General features: G+C 64.9%; 19 protein-coding genes. 6 read left to right on the forward strand and 13 right to left on the reverse strand.

The window, feature by feature from the left end:
- Positions 1-15 precede the first annotated feature (15 nt).
- Positions 16-1,197: an alpha-1 4-glucan-protein synthase gene (locus ACT4MF_RS05160; protein WP_099254306.1), complete on the reverse strand. Its 1,182-nt coding sequence runs from the start codon at positions 1,195-1,197 to the stop codon at positions 16-18.
- 22 nt (positions 1,198-1,219) lie between these two features.
- Complete coding sequence (locus ACT4MF_RS05165) at positions 1,220-2,440, reverse strand: lysylphosphatidylglycerol synthase transmembrane domain-containing protein (protein WP_444681938.1); 1,221 nt, start codon at positions 2,438-2,440, stop codon at positions 1,220-1,222.
- Positions 2,441-2,659: 219 nt separating this feature from the next.
- Here ACT4MF_RS05165 and ACT4MF_RS05170 point away from each other — a divergent pair, with 219 nt between their 5' ends.
- Complete coding sequence (locus ACT4MF_RS05170) at positions 2,660-2,956, forward strand: DUF7967 family protein (RefSeq protein ID WP_444681939.1); 297 nt, start codon at positions 2,660-2,662, stop codon at positions 2,954-2,956.
- Positions 2,957-3,003: 47 nt separating this feature from the next.
- Positions 3,004-3,564, forward strand: a complete 561-nt coding sequence (locus ACT4MF_RS05175) for a rhomboid family intramembrane serine protease (protein ID WP_099254309.1) — start codon at positions 3,004-3,006, stop codon at positions 3,562-3,564.
- Between the two features lie 96 nt (positions 3,565-3,660).
- On the opposite strand, the gene rpsJ is transcribed toward ACT4MF_RS05175, so the two are convergent.
- From rpsJ to ACT4MF_RS05200, 5 genes are all read right to left on the reverse strand, one after another.
- Positions 3,661-3,969 carry a 30S ribosomal protein S10 gene (rpsJ, locus tag ACT4MF_RS05180; RefSeq protein ID WP_004048854.1) on the reverse strand — a complete coding sequence of 103 codons (309 nt, stop codon included), beginning with the start codon at positions 3,967-3,969 and terminating at the stop codon, positions 3,661-3,663.
- A gap of 3 nt (positions 3,970-3,972) precedes the next feature.
- The gene (gene tuf / locus ACT4MF_RS05185) at positions 3,973-5,238 is read right to left on the reverse strand and encodes a translation elongation factor EF-1 subunit alpha (protein ID WP_099254310.1); all 1,266 of its coding nucleotides are present in this window, start codon (positions 5,236-5,238) and stop codon (positions 3,973-3,975) included.
- Positions 5,239-5,423: 185 nt separating this feature from the next.
- Entirely contained in the window at positions 5,424-6,410 is a 987-nt protein-coding gene (locus tag ACT4MF_RS05190; RefSeq protein WP_099254311.1) for a homoserine dehydrogenase, read from the reverse strand.
- Positions 6,407-7,000, reverse strand: coding sequence for an amino acid-binding protein (locus tag ACT4MF_RS05195; protein WP_099254312.1), 594 nt, complete (start codon positions 6,998-7,000; stop codon positions 6,407-6,409). Before ACT4MF_RS05195 ends, ACT4MF_RS05190 begins: the two co-directional genes overlap by 4 nt.
- Positions 6,997-7,119 (reverse strand): hypothetical protein, encoded by a 123-nt coding sequence (locus ACT4MF_RS05200; RefSeq protein ID WP_275539509.1) that lies wholly within the window; start codon positions 7,117-7,119, stop codon positions 6,997-6,999. The genes ACT4MF_RS05195 and ACT4MF_RS05200 overlap by 4 nt, the downstream gene beginning before the upstream one ends.
- A gap of 263 nt (positions 7,120-7,382) precedes the next feature.
- Here ACT4MF_RS05200 and ACT4MF_RS05205 point away from each other — a divergent pair, with 263 nt between their 5' ends.
- Together ACT4MF_RS05205 and ACT4MF_RS05210 are read left to right on the forward strand one after the other, a co-directional pair.
- Positions 7,383-7,916, forward strand: a complete 534-nt coding sequence (locus ACT4MF_RS05205) for a hypothetical protein (RefSeq protein WP_444681940.1) — start codon at positions 7,383-7,385, stop codon at positions 7,914-7,916.
- Positions 7,913-8,905 (forward strand): tyrosine-type recombinase/integrase, encoded by a 993-nt coding sequence (locus tag ACT4MF_RS05210; RefSeq protein ID WP_444681941.1) that lies wholly within the window; start codon positions 7,913-7,915, stop codon positions 8,903-8,905. The genes ACT4MF_RS05205 and ACT4MF_RS05210 overlap by 4 nt, the downstream gene beginning before the upstream one ends.
- A gap of 74 nt (positions 8,906-8,979) precedes the next feature.
- Here the strand turns inward: ACT4MF_RS05210 and ACT4MF_RS05215 are convergent, their stop codons facing one another.
- Together ACT4MF_RS05215 and ACT4MF_RS05220 are read right to left on the reverse strand one after the other, a co-directional pair.
- A complete protein-coding gene (locus ACT4MF_RS05215) occupies positions 8,980-9,495 on the reverse strand; it encodes a hypothetical protein (protein ID WP_444681942.1) in 516 nt (171 codons plus the stop codon).
- Between the two features lie 1,515 nt (positions 9,496-11,010).
- A complete protein-coding gene (locus ACT4MF_RS05220; protein ID WP_099254313.1) occupies positions 11,011-13,200 on the reverse strand; it encodes an elongation factor EF-2 in 2,190 nt (729 codons plus the stop codon).
- Positions 13,201-13,383: 183 nt separating this feature from the next.
- On the opposite strand from ACT4MF_RS05220, the gene ACT4MF_RS05225 reads away from it, so the two are divergent.
- On the forward strand, positions 13,384-14,028 hold the full coding sequence (locus ACT4MF_RS05225; protein ID WP_444681943.1) for a bifunctional 4-hydroxy-2-oxoglutarate aldolase/2-dehydro-3-deoxy-phosphogluconate aldolase: 645 nt from the start codon (positions 13,384-13,386) through the stop codon (positions 14,026-14,028).
- Positions 14,029-14,058: 30 nt separating this feature from the next.
- On the opposite strand, the gene ACT4MF_RS05230 is transcribed toward ACT4MF_RS05225, so the two are convergent.
- The 4 genes from ACT4MF_RS05230 to ACT4MF_RS05245 form a co-directional block, all read right to left on the reverse strand.
- Positions 14,059-17,637 carry a DNA polymerase II large subunit gene (locus ACT4MF_RS05230; RefSeq protein ID WP_444681944.1) on the reverse strand — a complete coding sequence of 1,193 codons (3,579 nt, stop codon included), beginning with the start codon at positions 17,635-17,637 and terminating at the stop codon, positions 14,059-14,061.
- Between the two features lie 16 nt (positions 17,638-17,653).
- Positions 17,654-18,073: a PPC domain-containing DNA-binding protein gene (locus ACT4MF_RS05235; RefSeq protein WP_099254316.1), complete on the reverse strand. Its 420-nt coding sequence runs from the start codon at positions 18,071-18,073 to the stop codon at positions 17,654-17,656.
- A gap of 203 nt (positions 18,074-18,276) precedes the next feature.
- A complete protein-coding gene (locus ACT4MF_RS05240) occupies positions 18,277-18,654 on the reverse strand; it encodes a NifU family protein (RefSeq protein WP_099254317.1) in 378 nt (125 codons plus the stop codon).
- Between the two features lie 102 nt (positions 18,655-18,756).
- The gene (locus ACT4MF_RS05245) at positions 18,757-19,086 is read right to left on the reverse strand and encodes a DUF5783 family protein (RefSeq protein ID WP_444681945.1); all 330 of its coding nucleotides are present in this window, start codon (positions 19,084-19,086) and stop codon (positions 18,757-18,759) included.
- A gap of 216 nt (positions 19,087-19,302) precedes the next feature.
- Between ACT4MF_RS05245 and ACT4MF_RS05250 the strand changes: the two genes are divergently transcribed.
- Positions 19,303-20,178, forward strand: coding sequence for a hypothetical protein (locus ACT4MF_RS05250; RefSeq protein WP_099254319.1), 876 nt, complete (start codon positions 19,303-19,305; stop codon positions 20,176-20,178).
- Position 20,179 lies beyond the last annotated feature (1 nt).

Genomic DNA, 20,179 nt, shown 5'->3' on the forward strand with positions numbered 1-20,179 from the left:
CTTAGTGGTGTCGGTTCAGTCGTCGGCGGGCGCCGGCGTCCGGCGGAGCGCGTCGAGGCAGTCGAGCCAGTCGCGCATGTACTCGCCGCAGTGATTGAGAAACGCGCCGTTGTTCCACTCGGCGAAGTCGCCCTCGGCGAGCGCGTCGGCCATCGCGTCGAAGACGGCCGCGTACGAGTCGGCGTCGTCGCCCGCCGCATCGATGACCTCCCAGACGTGCTCGTTCAGCTCCAACCCCGCCACCTCGTTCGCGAGGTCGTCGAACGTCGACCGCGCGGCCTTGTTGTGTTCACACAGCGGGTCGCCGTTGTAGATCCGCTTGTCGAGCACGTCGCAGGCGCGCTTCAGGAACAGGCCCGACCAGATGTCGTCGAACCGCCCCACGTCCCACTCGTTGTCGTCCATGGGAAGCTGGTAGAACGCCGGGATCACCTCGCGGCGGAACGCGAGGTTCATCGAGCAGACGGTGAGGTAGTTGCCGCGGGCGGCGACGAAGTCGCTCCCGAAGTCGTCGGCCGTCGTCCGCGTCTGGGCCTGTCCCTCCAGGTCGCCGTCCATGAGTATCCGGACGGCGTCGAGGTCGGGGACGTTCGTCCACAGGCCCTGGGAGGCGACGACCTCGCCGGGCTCGACATCGACCGTGTCGGTCTCGACCACCTCGTCCATCGCCGAGTACGGGTAGCCGCGCGGGTAGAGCCCGTGCTCGTCGGCGTTCTGATAGAGCACGTTGACCCAGCTCTCGTCGGAGCGGACTCGCTCGATCTCGCCCCCGAACGCGAGGTTCTCCATGTGGCGGCCGAAGTAGTCCTCGTCGTCGTGCGGGAGGGTGTCGTCGTCGATAAAGAGGCCGTACTCGAAGGAGTCGTCGGCCCACATGTACAGCAGGCCGAAGCTCGTCTCGGCGTGGCTCGCGGCCGGGACGACGTGGCCGTACTCCGCGACCCCGTTGGCCTCGTACCACTCCTCGCGGCGGCTGCCGTCGAACACCTCGCCCGAGACGTCGAGGTCTGAGAGCAATGCTCGCATCTCCTCGACATCGCAGAAATCCTCCGTGACGAGCACGAAGTGGAGCCGAGAGACGTCGAACCCGTGGTCCCGGGCGTTTGCGACGTACTCGCGGAGGCACTCGTACTCCCGAATCGTGGGGACGATCACGCAGATGTCCCCGCTCTCGACGGCTGAGCGGCGTTCTTCCATACCCCGATGTTTTTAGGTGTGCCTAAAACTTTGACGATCCGGGATGCGACGGCTCGCTCTCGGCGTCGGTGGTGCTTCTCCCGTCGGGTTCGGCGGCGCCCTCGCCGTCGACTTCGGCGGGGCTTCCCCCGTCGGTCTGTATCGAGGGAGTCGCCTCGCCGTCCCCGGCGGGCCCGGCCGTCGGCGAGAGGCCGAGCGCGATCGCCGCGACCCCGCCGCCGGCGAGCGTGATCGCGTTCTTCAACGCGTGGTCGAGGATCGCCGCTGCGAGCGCCGTCTCGACCGGCAGTCCCGTCGCGCTCACGACGAGGCCGGTGAACGCCGCCTCGTACAGCCCGATCCCGCCCTGCGAGAGCGGGAGCACCTTCGCGAGGTTCCCGACGCTGACCGCGAGCGTGCCGACGACGAGCAGCGTCGGCGTGGGGACGAGGCCACCGATCCCGCCCACGAGCGCGGCGAGGACGAGCACGGCCGTGAGAACGTCGAGCGCCCAGACGACGGTGCTCCAGAGGAACACCGCACCGAGGCTCCGGGGGTCGGCGGCGACGACCCGGACGGCGGAGCCGAACCGGACGACGGCGTCGACGGCCCGAACGAGTCGGGGGCGCGCGACCCGCGCGCGGAGCGCGGGGCCGACCCGCCGGTCGCTCCGGGCGACCGCGACGGCCGCAGCCGACACCGTTCCGGCGACCGCGGCGATGCCGGCCGCGGCGGCGAGGGCGGTCGAGGGGGCGACCGCGCCGATCGAGTCGCCCGATCCGGGCGAGCGGCCGGTCAGGAGCAGGACCCCGAGCGCGACGCCGCCGAGACCGCCGATCGCCACGAGGTCGAACGCGCGCTCGACCGCGAGCGAGGCGACGCCCGTCGGGTACGGAACGTCCCGGCGCTCCTTGAGCAGGTACGCGCGAACACCGTCGCCGGCCCGCGCGGGGATCACGAGGTTCGCGGTCTGGCTCGCGAACACCGTCGCGGTGAGGAACCCGACCCGACAACGACGGCCCATCGCCGCGAGCACGTCGGCGTACCGGCGCCCGCGGACCGGCCACGAGAGGAGGTAGACGACGAGCGCGGCGCCGAGCAGCGCCGGATCCGCCGCCGTCGCCGCGCCGACCACCTTGTCGGCGTCGAGCGTTCGAACCGTGACGGCGACCCCGATCGCGAGGACGGCGAACGTCCCGACGACCGTGAGCCGCTCCCGCGAGAGGTGGGTTCGGAGCCGGCCTCGAACGCGGCCGTCACTCATGGGCCAACCGCCGTTCGACGACGTTCGAGGAGTCGTTCAGCGTGCACACGTTGATTTAGGCCGGCCTAAATAACTTAACGTTGGCGGTCCTCACCGCCGAGAGCGACGGGCTCGGTTGGCCGAGGGCGGCGAACTGCCGGTCGCTCGGCACTCCGGCTCGTCATATCGGCCCGATCGCTACCCGGAACCCGTTTGTGTGTAGAATTCGAAAGACAACACATGACTGGTTCAGAAGTCGACGCCGAGGCCGAGCGCGTTCGGATGTGGCTCGTCGAACGCACCTACTCCGACGACGAGCAAAACATGGTGATCCTCACGTACGCGACCGCGGACGGCAAGCGCTACTTCCGCAAGGAGCGGGCGCTGACCTCCTTCACCGACGTGCGCGACACGACGGCCGCCGTCGATGCCGCCCCCGAGAACGTGGGCGTCGTCGACGACCCCGCCGACCGTGAGCGGTACGCCGCCGAGGCCGAGCGGATGGCCGCGGAACACGACCCGGACGACGTGATCTGACGCCGCCGCATTCGGATTTAACCGACTCCGGCGTGAACGAACGCACGATGCGTGCCACGGTCGAGACCCTCGCTGTCGCGACGCTCGTCGGAATCGCACAGCTCGCGTTGAGCGTCGTCGGCCTCGCGGGGATCTTCGCGCTGTCGACGCCGCTTACCGCCGCGCCGTGGACGCTCGCCACCAGCGTGTACGCGCACGGATCGATCGGCCACCTGCTGGCGAACGCGCTCGCGCTGGTCCTCGTCGGCCCGCTCGTCGAGCGACGGACCACGCGGCTCCGGTTCCACGCGTTCGTGCTCGGAACCGGCGCGCTCGCTGGGGCCGCCCAGGTGACGCTCGGCGGGCTGATCGGTCCGCCGACGGCGGTGCTGGGACTGAGCGGCGCCGTCTTCGCGCTCGGCGGCTACCTCCTCGCGGGCAACGTCGTGAGCGCGACGCTGTTCGACCGGCTGCGGCTCTCCGCCCGGGCGCAGTTCGCGCTGTTCGGGCTCGCCGCCGTGGTCCTCACGGCGACGACCGCGGCGCCGGGCGTCGCGCTGATCGCCCACGCGACCGGCGCGTTCTGCGGGCTCGTCGCCGGGCGAACGCGGTTGCTCGACGCGCGATAACGGCGCGACCGACGTGTAGTCATCGGCGCCGAACGGCGGCGACGCTAGCGAGCGTGTAAGAAAACGAAGGGAGCGTGTGAACGGACGCCCTAGCGCTTAGTCTTCGAGAACGATCTCGATGCTGACGTCGTTCGGCACTTGGACGCGCATGAGCTGACGGAGCGCGCGTTCGTCGGCGTCGATGTCGATCAGACGCTTGTGGACGCGCATCTCCCAGTGCTCCCACGTCGCCGTCCCCTCACCGTCCGGGGACTTGCGCGACGGGATCTCGAGCGTCTTCGTCGGCAGCGGGATCGGGCCCGACAGGGCGACCCCCGTCGAGTCCGCGATCTCGCGGACGTCGTCGCAGATGTCGTCGAGGTCCTCGGGGCTCGTGCCGGCGAGGCGGACGCGTGCCTGCTGCATCGATTATCGCTCGTTGACTTCAAGCACCTTGCCGGCCGCGATGGTCTGACCCATGTCGCGGATGGCGAAGCTGCCGAGTTCCGGGATCTCGCCGGACGGCTCGATGCTGAGCGGTTTCTGGGGGCGCACGGTGACGACCGCGGCGTCGCCGGACTTGATGAAGTCCGGGTTCTCCTCGGCGACCTCACCGGACGACGGGTCGATCTTCTGGTCGATCGACTCGATCGTACAGGCGACCTGCGCCGTGTGGGCGTGGAAGACGGGCGTGTACCCGGCCGTGATGACCGACGGGTGCTGCATGACGACGACCTGCGCCTTGAACGTCTCGGCGACGCTCGGCGGGTCGTCCGCGGGGCCACAGACGTCGCCGCGGCGGATGTCGTCCTTGCCGATGCCGCGGACGTTGAATCCGACGTTGTCGCCGGGGCCGGCCTGCGGCACTTCCTCGTGGTGCATCTCGACCGTCTTCACTTCGCCGCCCACGTCGGACGGCTGGAAGGAGACGTTGTCGCCCGTGTTGAGCATCCCGGTCTCGACGCGTCCCACGGGGACGGTCCCGATACCGGAGATGGTGTACACGTCCTGGATCGGCAGGCGGAGCGGCGCGTCCGTCGGCGGCTCGGCCTCCGGCAGGTCGTTGAGCGACTCCAGCAGTGTGGGGCCGTCGTACCAGTCGGTGTTCTCGGACTCCTCGGAGATGTTGTCGCCCTCGAACGCCGAGATCGGCACGAACGTCGTGTCGTCGGTCGCGAAGCGGACCTGGTTGAGGAGATCGTTGACTTCCTCGACGACCTGGTCGTACGAGGACTCCTTGTAGTCGACGAGGTCCATCTTGTTGACGCCGATGATGAGCTCGTTGATGCCCAGCGTGCGGGCCAGGAACACGTGCTCTCGGGTCTGGGGCGCGACGCCGTCGTCTGCCGCGACGACGAGCACCGCGTTGTCGGCCTGCGAGGCGCCCGTGATCATGTTCTTCACGAAGTCACGGTGGCCCGGGCAGTCGACGATGGTGAAGTAGTACTCGTCGGTGTCGAACTCCTGGTGGGCGATGTCGATCGTGACGCCACGCTCGCGCTCCTCGGCGAGGTTGTCCATCACGTAGGCGAACTCGAAGCCGCCCTTGCCCTTCTCTTCGGCTTCCTCGCGGTGCTGCTCGATTACGTGCTCGGGGACGCTCCCCGTCTCGAAGAGGAGGCGACCCACGAGCGTACTCTTGCCGTGGTCGACGTGGCCGATAATGGCCAGGTTCTGGTGCGGTTTGTCACTCATGGGGTAATCACGCGCTAAGGCGCTCTGTGAGTAAGTTTCGGTAGATTCCACTAAAACGGTTTCGATACGCCCCACAGACGATCGCGACGCCGTCGGGCGATTCTCGACAACGCGGCGCACGGGAAGACGACACACGGCCCGGTTCGCGTCCCCGGTCCGGTGAGGCGGTTCGGAAGCGAAACGGGTTACTCCAGCCGCCCGACGTCGCCGAGCACCGCGCTCGCGGTCTCCGGACCGCCCGCGCCGCGCCCGGAGATGTTGAGCCGGCCGGCGTGGGTGGTCTCGATCTGGACGATGTTCTGCGTCCCGGAGACCGCGAGGGTTCCGTTCTCGGGGACGAGCCGCGGCGCGACGCGGACGGTCTCGCCCGTCGCCTCACCGATGAGCCGGACGGTCCGACCGTCCTCGGCCGCGAGCCGGAGCGCGGAGCCGGGCACGTCGCGGATCCCCTCGACATCGGCGTCGGCGAGCGTGAACTCCCGGGCGTCGGCCGGGTCGTCCGCCGCGCCGAACGAGAGCACGTTCGCGAGGATGACGCATTTGAGCGCCGCGTCGGTCCCGTCCACGTCGAACGAGGGGTCGGCCTCGGCGACGCCGAGGTCCTGCGCCTCCGCGAGGACGTGCTCGTAGTCGAGCCCCTCGGCGGCCATCCGCGTGAGGATGAAGTTCGCCGTCCCGTTGAGCACGCCCCGGACCGCCGTGACGTGGCCCGGTTCGATGTCCTCGACGGTCGAGACCGCGGGGATCGCGCCCCCGACGGTGGCCTCGAACCGGATCTCGCCGTCGCTGTCGTCGACGAGCCCCCGCAGGTCCCCGAAGCGCTCCGCGACCGGGCCCTTGTTCGCGAGCACGGCGTGGCGGTCGCGCTCCAGCGCGGTCCGGACGTGAGAGAAGCCGGGCTCGGCGTCGCCCAGCGTCGTCGGCGTCGCCTCGATGAGGACGTCGTAGTCCGCCGCCAGCGCGTCTTCCGGATCGTCGTCGCCGACGATCCCGCGCTCGGCCTTGCGGGCCACCACCGCGTCGGAATCGACGCCGGAGTGTCTGCTGTCCACGCCGTCCGCGACGACCGCGCTCGACGAGTCGGCGACCGCCACGACCTCGTGGCCGTACTCGCCCGCGAGGTCGACGACCGATCGACCGACCGCGCCGGCGCCGACGACGGCGAGCCTCACGCTTCCACCCCCGTGAGCGGCTCGACCAGACGCAGATCCTTCTCGTCGGCCAGCTCTCGGACCGCCGCGAGCGCCGCCTCGGTCTCGCCGGCGCGGGCCTCCAAGCGGAGCCGGGCGCTCGACGCCTGCTCGGTCCCCTGCGGCGCCGCCAGCGACACGTCGGCGACGGACGCCGACTCGCAGGCCTCGATCCGGGAGAGGGAGTCCGACAGGTCCGTGTCGATGAGGTGGCCGAAGAGCAGGATGGTCACCTCCTCCGCGTACCGCTCCGTCCCCGCCTGCATCACGTTCACGCCCTCGCTTCGGAGGGCCTCGACGATTCCCTCGAACCGCTCTTGGGTCGCCTCGAAGTCGACCTCGACCGGGATGCGACCGCGGGGCGTCTTGTTGCCGCGCTCGTGGTAGATCGAGAGGAGGTTCCCCCCGTTGTCGGCGATCGGGTGGAGCGCGGCGAGCAGCTGTCCCGGTTCGTCGACGAGCTCGAGCCGCACCGTGTGCGTCGAGGGCGTCGTCGCGGCGTGGCCGCCGTCGGGGGTCGCGTCCTCGCCGTCCGCCGCCTCCTCGGGGACCCCGTCGCGGGCGTCGCTCACGCCGCCACCTCCGCGGGACGCGTGGTGACAGCGATCCGGCACGGTCCTGTCGGCGGGGCGGAGCGGTCGCTTGCTGGCTCCGTCACGATGCGCCGAGCGGGAGTCGTGCCCGTCTGCATACCCGGAAGAAGTCGGGGGATCAGGTATAAGCCTTCGGCGATGGCAGGCGTTGCCTCGCTTCAATCGTGTGAACTCACGGCACGGCGACGGGATCGCCCCGACAAGCGGAACACAAGAGTGAGAGGGGCAAAAGGGAGCACAGGACCGACGCGAGATCCGTAGAAAGCCGCAGAAACCGCGAACCGCGTCGTCGACTTAGAAGTAGTCGTTCTGGAATAATCTTACACAAGTTTTATTCATTGGGCTACTCTACTTGAGGTAGATGGCAGATAAAAAGCGTGTCAATCTGATGGTTAGTCCGGAGACGAAAACAGAGTGGGATAACGCTGTAGAGGACTCAACAGAGTACAGTAGCCTCTCAGATCTTGTTCGCAAGAGTGTCGCACATGAGCTTTCCCAACCGCCAGACGCGGCCCCACGCACAGCAGAGGGCCGCAAGGCGACGCAGTCGGCAGAGACACAAGCCCAAACAGAAGCAATAGAGCAGATAACGGAGACACTCGGTCGAATGGAAACTACTCTGTCAGACTTAGATAGTCGTCTGACAAACGTTGAGCAAGAAGTCACAGCCACCGCGCGCGCAGATCTAAAGAATCAGGTGTTCGGTGCGTTACCTGAGTACGACTCAGAAAATAGCCCGGACGGAAAATCGGCAGCGGAAATAGCGGAGGAAATCGACTCTGAAAGAGAGAGGGTTTCAGATGTTCTCGCACGGCTAGAGGACCAAACAGGTGCCATTAGAGTAACTGCTAGTGAGGAAGGTCAACAATTCTACGCACGCGAGGGCGGGCAATGATGGAGTTTGATGAGATTCTGGAACAATTTGAAAAGCGGCGTAGCAGAAACTCTAGCGAGAGAACAGTTGACATCTACTCACGAGAGATTTGCAATTGGAGGGAATGGTTAACGGAAAAACGCAATAAGGGTCTATGGGAGGTGGAGACTATGGATCTCCGCGTTCGGATAGAGAGTATGTCGGACGCTGGCAAAGCGCCCTCAACAATCACCAAGCAGGTGTCTGCCATTTCGAAATTCTATCAAGATTGTGAAAAGATAGCAGAGAGGTACGATATGCCGGAGGTACCAGAAAATCCCCGTGACGGCCTTGACAGCGAAGATAAGCAGCTACTCAGAGGGGATACGAAAAAGAAAGAAGCGATGAAGGAGAGCGGAGGAGATGAGTATCCGTACTTGGAACCAGAGAAGGTTTCGCAACTTGTTGACAACGTTCCATCTCCCCGGCTACGCAACGAGCTAATTATTAAGCTGCTATTCAACTGCGGATTTCGGCGTGGAGAATTGGCCAAAGCAAAGATCGAACACATAGACAGAGAAGATAGGTCTATCCTCATTCCCCCTCGAAAGTCCCCTGAGTCGCGCAACGTTGCTTATGACGAGGGATACCTTGGCTTCCAACTTGATCAATGGCTCGATTACGGTGGCCGCGACAGCATGACCTACGCTGAGGAATCAGAATATCTCTTTCCGACAAACAGCGGTGAACACATCTCCGGCGTTGCAATGAACCGAATGGTTAGGAAGGCCGCTAAGAGTGCTGGCCTTCAAGAAGTAATTGATGAGTACGTAGATGGTCGCGAAATGCACAAAGTCACGGCTCACACGTTGCGCCACTCGTTTGCCATGCAATCAATCAACTCTGGGATCGACATTAAAACCCTTCAGACTCTCTTGGGTCATGAAGAGTTAGACACTACTCTCATCTACCTAGACCAAGCAAAAGACGAGGCTAAGGAGAACTCAAGGGCCTTCCAGCCTAGAGGGTAGGTATTTACAATCGATTTACGAATTAAGAAAATCAGTCAGAACAAACACGTTGCTACTGAGAAGAAAGATATTCGTTATGTCCTTCTCCTAACAAGCCACAGTCCCGTTGGTGCAACCACAAATCCAAGAAGTCCAAGATTAGATTGGAAGTTATTTTGTTTTCTGTTGTTTTCGAACTGTTTTTGATAGTCTTCTTGGCTTTCGCACGAGAACGATCCTGCTTCCTGACCATCTATTTCAATAGTTTCCACGCCACAATCTACGTCTGGTTCCGGATAGATTGTCTCTGCTAAAGCACCGCCCATCAAACTAAAAGTTATCAACCCAAGAATAGCTGTTATACCAAACACGGTGACTGGACGGATATACCTCTTCAAATCCCGGCTTTCTGGCCTTTCTGCCTCGGGAATTCTACTATCATTACGAATAAGCAAATAAATTAGTATTGACATCACACCAAGTATCAAAACCGCAATAAACCAAAATAATCTGTCGTGGCCTCGACTCTGAGCATCTTTAGCAGTAAAGTACGCTAATACAAAATGAAAAAGACCTGATATGATGAGAACTGATAACAGTAGTCCGATCATTGTATGTTCTAAAAGTAAATTGACTTAAAGTTCTTATGGAGTATGTTCAGAAAGATATTATTAATTTATCTGAGAAATCTCACGGCTACCAAAGACTCAACGCTCACGCTCCCGTCCTTACGGCTAAGTAGCTCGCTGCGAACTCTTCCATAAATTAGAAACATCTATCGAAGGGGGGACGGAAGCCGCTGTCAAGCGGCAGTCTCCCCCCTGAGATGGGTTGCATCCATCGGTTGCGCTAGCTTTCCGGCTACTTCCTAAGGACTCTTAGCCGCCTAGCACGGCGCTGTCAGTCGGGTTATGTTCCCCTTCTGACGGCGTCACTCCGTGGCGGTCCACCACCGTAAGCTGAAACGCTAGAGTCCTGCCTCATGGACAAGACCCTTGACCTCAATCGGATGTACTACTCAACCGGAAGCCCCGCCGGTCACCGTTGCTGCTCTGTTCAAACTCTAACTGAAACCCGGAAGGTGCCGGGAGACTCAGTCGTGCTAAACGTCTACATCGGGCGCGCGTTCCATCAGGAGAGACAGAATCTCACCGTACGGAATCTCTGTAGTCCCCGTCATTTGATAGCCGGCTTCATCGAGTCGTTGCTTCTCGTTCTGACTAACGCGGATCGTTGTTCCTCGTGGCATGATTGAGTTCAGATAGAATGGCTACGCTCGTAGCTACTCCTCCACTATAATGAAAGGTCAACGCTTTATATAGGTATGTCAGAACCCGGTTACAGAGTCTCTAGCGGTGAAAAACAGACCCCATGAGTATAACAGAATTATTATATTATAATATATTCTAAACAATCAAAAGAGCCAATAAAGGCAAGAAAAGCTATTTTACACCTTCTAATCTTTTCTAATACAGTTTCTCGCCCGCGCCACTCTCGCGGCTAAGACTCAAGCCTCGTGCTTTCGTTCTTATAGCTAAGTGATAGGTCGACAAAGGTAGCCTGTGGCTCAGACGAAAGAACAACTCGGATTGTCAGAGGAACAAGCAACGACACCGATCCACGTTAGCGGGGAATTGTGGTCACTACTAAAAGCCGCCCGCTACCTCCATGACGCACGTCGGGACGACAACCCAAACCGAAAGACGGCATTAGAACTGGCGGCGGAACTGGCGCGGTTACGTCGAGAAGCCCAAGAGATGGGAGACACGGAACTTGTCGGGGTCGCCGATGCGCTGGAAAAGTCGGCCCGTGAGGTTTGGACGGCAAACGGTTAGCATACATCTCACAAGGCTCAGGCTCTGTGATGTTCTCCCACGATTTCCGCGAAAATCTGACTGAGATCACGATGCAATGTAAGCCGGGTTACTAATATATGTGCGATGTCTGCTCGACAATGTTCTAACCGTAGAGAGCTTTAGAAGAGCTATACTGGTCTTTCTATCCTCCTTCCATGACACCCGTTTACCTAAACGCAGCTTAGAGTTTGGAACCGAGCGCAACGTCGCACGCAAAACAATAACGCTCCGTCAGTTGAACAGGTTATTCAAAACCTATTCAATCTGATTTCAGAAGTAGTCGATCGACTGCGGCAGTTCCAGCTTCATCCCCTTACGCTCGCGGATCTCCATGATCTTCTCGCGCTGGAGGTTGTCGACGAGCACGCGGAAGCCCGCGTTCTCGGTGTTCCACGAGGCGCGGCCCTCGGTGGCCGAGCGGATGTCGGAGGAGAAGCCGATCATCTCCTCGACGGGCGCGATGCCCTCGACGACCATGAGGTCGCCCTCCTGGTACATGTCGTCGACGCGACCGCGGCGACCCTGAATCTCGCCGGACGCGGCGCCCATGTGCTCCGAGGGCACGTCGATCCGGACGTCCTGAATCGGCTCCAGCAGGCGGACCTCGCCGTCGATCAGCGCGCGGTGGACCGCGTCGCGGACCGCGGGGATAACCTGTGCCGGACCGCGGTGGATGGTGTCCTCGTGGAGCTTCGCGTCGTGCAGCCGGAACAGCGACCCCTGGACGGGCTCGGCGGCGAGCGGCCCGTCGTCGAGCGCCTCCTGAAGCCCTTCGAGGACGAGCTCCATCGTCTCGTTGAGGTGCTGGATCCCCTTCGTGTCGTCGATGAGGATGTTCGTCCGGTGGATGTCCTCGACGTTCTGGGAGGTGTCCTTGTCCATGCCGGCCTCCTGCAGCGCCTCGCGGCGCTCCAGTTCGGGCATGTCCATCGAGACCTCGCCGAGCTGGATGGCGTCGACGATCTCCTGGTCCATCGGCTCGACGGTGATGTAGAACTTGTTGTGGCGGTTCGGCGACTGCCCCTCGACCTCGCGGGAGGACTCCTGCGGCTGCTCGCGGAAGACGACGATCGGCTCACCGGTGATGACCGGGATGCCCTGGTTGTCGCGGATCCGCTGGGTGATCACTTCGAGGTGGAGCTCGCCCTGCCCGCTGATGAGGTGCTCGCCCGTGTCCTCGTTGATCTCGATCTGGATCGTCGGGTCCTCCTTCGCGACCTGCTGGAGCGTCTCGATGAGCTTCGGCAGGTCGTCCATGTTCTGCGCCTCGACGGACTTCGTGATGACCGGCTCCGAGATGTGCTCGATGGACTCGAACGGCGTCATCTCGACCGAAGACACCGTGGAGCCGGCGATGGCGTCGCGCAGGCCGGTGACCGACGCGATGTTCCCGGCCGGAACGCGGTCCACCTCCTCGCGCTCGGACCCCATGAAGAGCCCGACGCTCTGGATCCGGTTCTTGCCGGCCGTCCCGGAGACGTACAGCTCCTGGCCCTTCTCCAGCGTGCCGGAGAAGACGCGACCCGTCGCGATCTCGCCCGCGTGCGGGTCCATGGAGATGTCGGTGACCATGAAGACGACATCGCCGTCCTCGTCGACGAGCTGCATCCCCTCGGCCAGCTCCGAGTCGGCGTCGCCGCGCCAGATGCGCGGGACACGACGGGGCTGCGCGTCGACCGGGTTCGGGAAGTGCTCACAGACCATGTCGAGCACGACGTCCGAGAGCGGCGTCCGGTCGTGGAGCTCGTCGCGCTTGTCGTTCTGCTCGAGGTCCATGATATCGCCGAAGTCCATGCCGGTCCGCTGCATCGACGGCATCGAGACGCCCCACTTGTACAGCGCGGAGCCGAACCCGACCGTCCCGTCCTCGACGGAGACGGTCCAGTCCTCGGGGATGTCTTCCATGTTCTCGGCCATCCCGCGGATGAGCTCGTTGACGTCGGCGATGACCGACATCAGCCGCTCCTGCATCTCCTGGGGCCCCTCCTGGAGCTCGGAGATGAGGCGGTCGACCTTGTTGATGAACAGCGCCGGCTTCACGCCCTCGCGGAGCGCCTGCCGGAGCACCGTCTCGGTCTGCGGCATCGCACCCTCGACGGCGTCGACGACCACCAGCGCGCCGTCGACCGCGCGCATCGCGCGGGTGACGTCACCCCCGAAGTCCACGTGGCCCGGGGTGTCGATGAGGTTGATGAGGTGGTTGGTGTCCTCGTACTCGTGGGTCATCGAAACGTTCGCCGCGTCGATGGTGATGCCCCGTTCCTGCTCGTCCTCCTTCGTGTCCATCGCGAGCTGCTCGCCCGCGGTGTCCTGGGAGATCATGCCGGCACCGGCCAGCAGGTTGTCGGAGAGCGTCGTCTTCCCGTGGTCGACGTGGGCGGCGATGGCGATGTTCCGGATGTGCTCCGGGTTGTCCATCAGCCGCTCGCACTCTTGAACGATCTTCTTGCGTCGGCCCATTATACCGCTTGTTACCGATAGGAGGGTCAAAAGGGTAGTGTTTCGCCTCGGCCGTTTCGACCGGATCGACCCGCGATCGCCGCCGTTTTCGTGTCGATCGGTCGCACGATCGGAGGCTCAGTCGGAGAGCGATCTCCCGTGCGCATCCGGTTCTATTTAAGTAGTCGTCAGAAACGAGGGCGTATGAACGAGACGCTCTCACGGCTCGTCGACAGCGGCGTCGTCGCGGTGCTGCGCGGGGTCGAGGCCGACCAGCTGATCGAGATCACCGAGGCGCTGCGCGAGGGCGGGGTCACCGCCGTCGAGATCACTGCGGACACGCCCGACGTGACCGAAAAGCTCGGCGCGGTCGCCGGCTCCTTCGACGACGAGGTCGTCGTGGGCACCGGGACGGTCCTCGACAGCGAGACCGCGAGGGCGACCCTGATGGCCGGCGCGGAGTTCGTCGTCTCGCCGAGCCTCCACGAGGACGTGATCGAGACGTGCAACCGCTACGGCGCCGTCAGCGCGCCCGGCGTGATGACCCCGACCGAGGCGGTCCGCGGCTACGAGGCCGGCGCCGACTTCGTGAAGGTGTTCCCCGCGAAAACCGTCGGCCCGGCCCACCTCGGCGCGATGAAGGGGCCGCTCGGCCAGATCCCGATGATGCCGACCGGCGGCGTCGGCCCCGACAACGCCGCGGAGTATATCGACGCCGGCGCGTTCGCGGTCGGCGCGGGCGGCGCGCTCGTCGACTACGACGCCGCCGAGCGCGGCGACTACGAGGCGATCACCGAGACGGCCCGCGAGTTCACGCGGGTGGTCGAGGAGGCGCGGGCGGACGACTAGAGCCGCCGGAGATCGCGCGGCCCGACCGCGTCACATGAAGTCCGCGATGCCGGACTGCTTGTTCGTGTCGTCCTCGAAGATCGACTCCAGCGACTGGTCTAACACCTTCAGCCGCTGTTTCGTGTAGGGACGACAGCCGAACCGGTCGGCGACCTCGATCGCCGTGTCGACGTACTTGTTCACCGATCCCTGGTGGACGGTGAGGTTCACCCGACCGCCGCACTCGCGGCAGTCCCCGGACAGGGGCATCCGGCGGTACTTCTCGCCGCAGTCGAGACACCGCGTCTCCTGCCGCGAGAACGCTCTGAGGTTGCCGATGATGTCCGGCAGGAAGTGGTACTCGATCACGCGCTCGGCCACGTCGGTCTCGTCGACCGCGCGCAGCTTCCGGGCCAGCTCCAGCTGGGCGTCCATCTTCTCCATCATGTCGCCGAGCGTCTTGTACGCCGACAGGTCCGGCCCCATCGCGATGTCCGTCGTGTCGTGGGTGTGACCGAACCCGTGGTACTCCTCGTCGGTCCCGAGCGTGTCCTCGCCGATCTGAATCAGGTCCTCGACCGACTCCGGATCGGGCATCTCCAGCGTCGCGTCGTAGAACTCGCGGGGGTACTCCCGCGCGATGTCGACGTTGTGCGCCTCGTCGTCGATCTCCGACGGATCGATCCGCGAGGACATCACGAGGGGCGCGTCCATCCGCCCGCCGCGCTGGTCCGGCAAGAACGATTTCGAGAAGTTGAGCAGTCCGTCCATGAGGAGCATCACGCAGTCCTCGTCACCATCGCAGTTTCTACGTTTGGCTGCGTGAAAGTACGGATGAGCGTATCCCACCGCTGCCGACGTGAAACCCACCACTCTCCCGACAGTCGCCGCGCTCGTGTGCGGCGCCATCCCGAAGACGAGCTCGCCGACGAGGTCGTCGCGCTCGTTGACCTCGTAGAAGCGCGGGATGTCGTAGAACTGCTCCAGCAAGTCGTCGACGAAGTCCGCGGTCTTGAGCATGTGTTCCGCGGCGCCGTCGGAGAGGACGATGTCCTGCACGCGGAGCTCCACGAGCTGGTCGTCGTGGCGCAGCGGTTCGCCGTCGATGTCCGTCTCGTAGCCGATCTCCCGGAGGTGGTCGGCGGTGACGTCGAGCTCCTCGGGCCGGACCGACGTGACGGGGAGGTCGGTCATGTCGTAGCGGACCGTGCCGTCCTTGAACGACGTGACGCCGTTCTTCGCGCGGAGGACTCCCTTCTCGATCGGTTCGGGGGTCTTGTTCCGCGAGGTGAGCCCCTGAACCCCCTTCAGGATCTCGAAGGCCGACTCCCGCTCGCCGACGTTCCCCAGCGCGGAGCGGTACGCGTCGTTGAGATCGACCTCTTGGCGGGTCGCCGCGGTCACCTCCCACTCGCAGCGCGGACACTCGACGCGGCCGGCCTCGTCGGGTTCGCAGACGGTGCCGCAGTCGCTGCACTCGTAGTGGAGGTCGGTGTGGATCTCGCAGTCCGGGCACTGCGCCCGGTACGTGTGCTCGCCGCACTCGGGACAGACGCGGTCGGAGACCTCCAGGTCCAGCCGTCCCCGGTGGCCCGTGTCGTCCATGACGCTCGCCGCCTCCGCCACGTCGCGCTGGGGGCCGCCGGCCTCGTTGATCGGGAACAGCGTGTGGACCGCGGGCGAGAGGTCGCGGCTCTCCGACTTCTCCGGGCGACCCATCCGGTTGCCGATCCGGGTCGGCGCCCGCTCGCGGACCTCGAAGGGAGCGACCTCGTTGACGGCTTTCACTGCGTTCTCGCCGTCGTCCCACTCGCGGGACGCCGCCGAGATGTCCCCCGCTTCCCACGTCTTTCGGAGCCCGTCGTCGACACCGAGCGACCGCGCCAGCGGGCGCCATACCGGGACCCGGAGCGCGTCCGGCGTGGCGACGTGTTCGATCAGCAGCGACTCCAGCGCGTGCTGCGTCGTCTCGGTGCGCTCGAGCGCGAGGACGCCCCCGACCACGTCGCCGGCGGCGACCGCGTCCGCGAGCGCCTCGAACGCGTCGACCGAGACGTCGTGCCAGAGGTAGGTGTACGTCGGGTGGAGCGGGCAGTCGTACTCGCGCGCCCACGCGAGCGCCTCGTCGACGTCTGGGTGTTCGAGGTCGATGTGCGGGTCGTCCCGCATGGCCTGCACGTCGGCGCCCGCCGCCTCGAACTCCTGGACCCACCACTCGTAGACGTACGAGGCGGGCGCGAGCGGGTGGTTGTTCTCGACGAACTCGCCGTAGTTGACGAGGTACTCGCCGAGATCGAGCACCTTCTCGACGCCGTTCCGGATCTCCTTCGCCTCCTCGGGGTCGTCGATCCGCCGGACCTCGCCGTTCGCGAGCCGGACGGTCGGCCCCTCGATGGAGTCGACGGGAACGACGCCGTGGGCCTTCCCCGGGCGCTCCGTCTTGATCTGGGTGCCCGCCGCGAGGAAGTCGTCGACGAGGTGCATCGTCGCCGGGTGGACCCCGCCGGTCGCGAACCCGTGATTGCGCGCGCGGCCGTACCGGAGCCGGAACCCGCCCGCCTCGCTCGGATGGGTGAAGACGGGGCGACCCGCGATCAGGTCGCGGAGGAACTTCTGCGAGGGCTTCGGGCGGAGAGGGCCGTCGGGCTCGGCGGCTTCCGAGTCCGCGGCGCCACCGTCCGTCGCGTCGTCGGCGTCGTCGCCGCCGGTGTCGTCACTCTCGGCGCTCTCGGCGTCCGCCTCTCCGTCGGCGTCCGCGGCGGCCTCGTCGCTCGCGCCCGCCCCGTCCTTCCCGATCGTGCCGTCGATCAGGTCTTGGAGCCACGGCCAGTCGACCTCGTCCAGATCGCGGGTGTACCGCTGGATCTTCGGGGCCTTCAGCGCGATCCCCTCGGCGGCGACGAGACACATCCCGCCGCGCGCGGAGTTGGTGTCGACGCGCTCCAGATCGCGGAACCCGGAGACCTCCTCGTCGCCCGTCGCCTCCCCGTCGAGCATGACGGGCATGTGCTGGGCGATGAACTTCGACTCCTTATCCTTCGGCGTGTACTGGAGCCCGGTCTCCTTGTCGTAGAGGGCGATCTCCTCGGCGTAGCGCTCGACCTCCACGTCGCGAGGTTTGTACTCGTCGATGTCGAGCAGCGACCGGGCGTAGTCGGCGACGAGCACGGAGAGCGCCTGCGCGGTCCCGCCCGCCGACCGGATCGGGCCGGCGTAGTAGACGTTGACGAACTCGCTCCCGTCATCGTTCTCCAGCAGCTCCACGCGGTCGATCCCCTCGATCGGCGCGGCGACGACCCCCTCGGTGAGCAGCGCGACCGCGGTCCGGACCGCGCCCTCGACCTTACCGGCCCGGGAGTCGTAGTCGCCGACGGTGCCCTCGACGAAGTCGGTGACGAGCTCCAGCGCCGCCTCCTCGCGGGACATCTCGCCTTCCAGCTCGCGGACGCGCTCCGCGACCCCGTCGATCCCGAGGATGTTCTCGACGCGGTCCGCCATGTCGCGGGCGATCGGGATCTCGATCTCCGGTTTCGGGTCGTGACCCTGCCGTTTGGCGGCCTCGGCCACGTCCCACGCCTCGTCGAGCCGGTCTTCGATCCGGGCGAAGTAGCGCTCGTCGTCCTGCCTCATCGCCGCGTGTCCCGCCTCAGAGCCATAGGTCGAGGTCGGTGGCCTCGTCGTGGGAGCGCTCCAGCGGCTCCGCGAACGCCCGGAGATGACACTCGCCGGCCCAGACGGTCCCGGCGTTGAGGTGTCCCGCGAGCGCCTGCCCGCTCGGCCGCGACAGCACGGCGTGCGTGTGGGCGAACACGTCGCCCTCGAGCAGCGAGACGTTGCCGACGCAGGCGGCGACCTCCAGCGGCTCGTCGAACGTCACCGAGCGGTACTCGGTCTCCTCCTGGTCGTAGAACCACACCTCCGCGTCCTGCACGGCCCCGAGCGCCGTGAACCAGCCCGCCTCGACGTCCTCCGCGCGAGCGAGGTCCTCGATCTCCTCGCGCCAGTCGGCGCCAGTTTCGAATCGTGCGACGTACTCCGCCGTCGACTCGACTTCTCGATGGTGCATAGGAACCGTCCACGACCGCCGGGGGCAAAAACCCTTCAGTCGGACGGCGGTCGTGAATTGATATAGCGAAATGTGATTTAACGCGAGTCAGCGACCGTCGGCCACGTCCACACGAAATCGGCCGGAGAGACGCCACTCACCGGATAACCGAACGAACAGCTACCGACGGGTGAAAAACGCGAGCCGCAGAGGGGGAGAACCGCTCAGAACGGGGCCTGGGGGCCTTCGTCGTCGCCGCCGTCGTCGGTCGTCTCGCCGGGGAAGGAGGGCGACATGCCGCCGCTGCTGGTGCCGCCGAGGTCGCCGTCGGCGCCCGAGTCCATCCCGGTGTCCGCGTGAACCGTCTCGATCTCGGGGATCTCCTTGACCATCCGGGACTTGATCGCCTGGATCGTCATGGGGGAGATACCGCAGCCGGAGCAGGCGCCGCCGAGCTGGATCGTGACCTCGCCGTTCTCGCGGTCGAGGTGGCTGATGGCGGCGCTCCCGCCGTGCATCTGGATCTGCGGAAAGTTGCGCCGCAGGAAGTTCGTGATCCGCTCGCGGAGGTCGTTGTCCGCGTCAGTCGTGTCCGTGCTCATGCCAGCGGGTTGGCGTCCGGGCGGCTTATGCCTTTGGTTCGACGGAACGCGCGCCGCGAGAATCGGCGTATCGGGCGGTGAAGCGGCCGGAACGCGGCGGTGTCACTCTGGACGCTCGACGCCCAGCGTCCGGTACAGCTCCGTCTCGATCCGGTCGACGTACTCGTCGAGCGTCTCCTCGAACGTCTCGTCGTCGACGGGGACCGCTCCGCGGATGCGCTCGCGGGGGTTTTCGGGAAGTTCGACGCGGAACTCGCCGTCCTCGTAGAACGGTTCGGACTCGTTGAGCACCGTCTGGTCGATCCCGTGGATCAGCTCCGAGTCGTACCGGTCGTTCATCTGGTTGAACGCGTTCTTGTACGCCCGCTGGAGCTCGTTGAAGTAGTTCGCGTACTTGTCCTCGAACTTCTCGGGGTCGAACTCGTCGGCCATACGCGGGCTGACGGCACGACGGGGAAAAAGCCGGTCGATCGTCGCTCAGGGGGCGGAATCGACCGGCGAGGCGGTCGTCGCCGTCGATCGGGAATTGAGGGCCCGATCGAGTTTTAAATGGTATGTCGCTATACTAAATATGTATTCGCGGGCCATCCGTACCCCACCGAGAGAGCCCCCCACAAGACCCTTCACACGCTGGCGGGCAGAACGAGTATGCGCCGACGCTCCCTCCTCGTTGGCCTGTCGGCCACACTCGGAACGCTCGCCGGCTGCAACACGACAGGGAACGAGTCGACCGATCCGGCAGGCACATCCGGGCCGACAACCGACTCGGGGTTCGCCGGGATGTCGGTGCCGGATCTTCCAGGCGAGAACGAAGTCACTTGGTACCACGAGTCCGACGAAACGACTCAGGGGTTCGTCCGTCCGAGCACCGAAAGGACGGAACTGCCTGCTCAGATCGACTTCACGTATCACAATCGATCACAGGAATCGACCAGTTGCGGCCACTGGAGCCTCTACAAGCTGAGAGACGACCGGTGGTTTCTCGTCGGCCCGTACGGCCACGATGGCATCTGTCACAATCTCCCCGCGGGCGAGAGCGAGACGTGGACAATAGCGGCGGCGACCGGCGAGGTGGACGACGGAGACGCGGATCGCTATCCGTACCTCGGTGGCGGCCGCTACGCGGCCGTCGCGGGATACGGGCACGCGACGGCGAAGAGCGCCGCCCTCGTCGAGTTCGACGCACCGCCGGTCTCCGTCGTGTCGACGGACGACGCGACGAGCGACTCGAACGGGAGCGCGGTGACCGTCACCGCGGACAGGTGGCGTACCGCCGACGGCGGAGAGCGGGCCACCCTCACGCTGGAGCGAGCGCAGACGGCCGGCCGCACGCTCATCGTCGAGCAGGTGATGCGACATCCGAACCGCGGCTACCGAAATCTGCTCGCGTTCGTGGACGAAGACGTCGAGCGGGTGGTCCTCCGGACGGACAGGCAAACGGCAGACTGGATCGTCGACGACGGCGAGACGGCCCGGGTTCGGTACGACGATCAGGCGTACAGTGTCACGAAGAGCGAGCCGTGAC

Source organism: Halorubrum sp. FL23 (assembly GCF_052439115.2).
Taxonomy (GTDB): domain Archaea; phylum Halobacteriota; class Halobacteria; order Halobacteriales; family Haloferacaceae; genus Halorubrum; species Halorubrum persicum.

Bases quoted from the DNA above. Each gene is read 5' to 3' on its own strand.
- ACT4MF_RS05160 (WP_099254306.1), bottom strand. From the start codon at position 1,197: ATGGAAGAACGCCGCTCAGCCGTCGAGAGCGGGGACATCTGCGTGATC.
- ACT4MF_RS05165 (WP_444681938.1), bottom strand. From the start codon at position 2,440: ATGAGTGACGGCCGCGTTCGAGGCCGGCTCCGAACCCACCTCTCGCGG.
- ACT4MF_RS05170 (WP_444681939.1), top strand. From the start codon at position 2,660: ATGACTGGTTCAGAAGTCGACGCCGAGGCCGAGCGCGTTCGGATGTGG.
- ACT4MF_RS05175 (WP_099254309.1), top strand. From the start codon at position 3,004: ATGCGTGCCACGGTCGAGACCCTCGCTGTCGCGACGCTCGTCGGAATC.
- rpsJ (WP_004048854.1), bottom strand. From the start codon at position 3,969: ATGCAGCAGGCACGCGTCCGCCTCGCCGGCACGAGCCCCGAGGACCTC.
- tuf (WP_099254310.1), bottom strand. From the start codon at position 5,238: ATGAGTGACAAACCGCACCAGAACCTGGCCATTATCGGCCACGTCGAC.
- ACT4MF_RS05200 (WP_275539509.1), bottom strand. From the start codon at position 7,119: ATGCAGACGGGCACGACTCCCGCTCGGCGCATCGTGACGGAGCCAGCA.
- ACT4MF_RS05205 (WP_444681940.1), top strand. From the start codon at position 7,383: ATGGCAGATAAAAAGCGTGTCAATCTGATGGTTAGTCCGGAGACGAAA.
- ACT4MF_RS05210 (WP_444681941.1), top strand. From the start codon at position 7,913: ATGATGGAGTTTGATGAGATTCTGGAACAATTTGAAAAGCGGCGTAGC.
- ACT4MF_RS05215 (WP_444681942.1), bottom strand. From the start codon at position 9,495: ATGATCGGACTACTGTTATCAGTTCTCATCATATCAGGTCTTTTTCAT.
- ACT4MF_RS05220 (WP_099254313.1), bottom strand. From the start codon at position 13,200: ATGGGCCGACGCAAGAAGATCGTTCAAGAGTGCGAGCGGCTGATGGAC.
- ACT4MF_RS05225 (WP_444681943.1), top strand. From the start codon at position 13,384: ATGAACGAGACGCTCTCACGGCTCGTCGACAGCGGCGTCGTCGCGGTG.
- ACT4MF_RS05230 (WP_444681944.1), bottom strand. From the start codon at position 17,637: ATGAGGCAGGACGACGAGCGCTACTTCGCCCGGATCGAAGACCGGCTC.
- ACT4MF_RS05235 (WP_099254316.1), bottom strand. From the start codon at position 18,073: ATGCACCATCGAGAAGTCGAGTCGACGGCGGAGTACGTCGCACGATTC.
- ACT4MF_RS05240 (WP_099254317.1), bottom strand. From the start codon at position 18,654: ATGAGCACGGACACGACTGACGCGGACAACGACCTCCGCGAGCGGATC.
- ACT4MF_RS05245 (WP_444681945.1), bottom strand. From the start codon at position 19,086: ATGGCCGACGAGTTCGACCCCGAGAAGTTCGAGGACAAGTACGCGAAC.
- ACT4MF_RS05250 (WP_099254319.1), top strand. From the start codon at position 19,303: ATGCGCCGACGCTCCCTCCTCGTTGGCCTGTCGGCCACACTCGGAACG.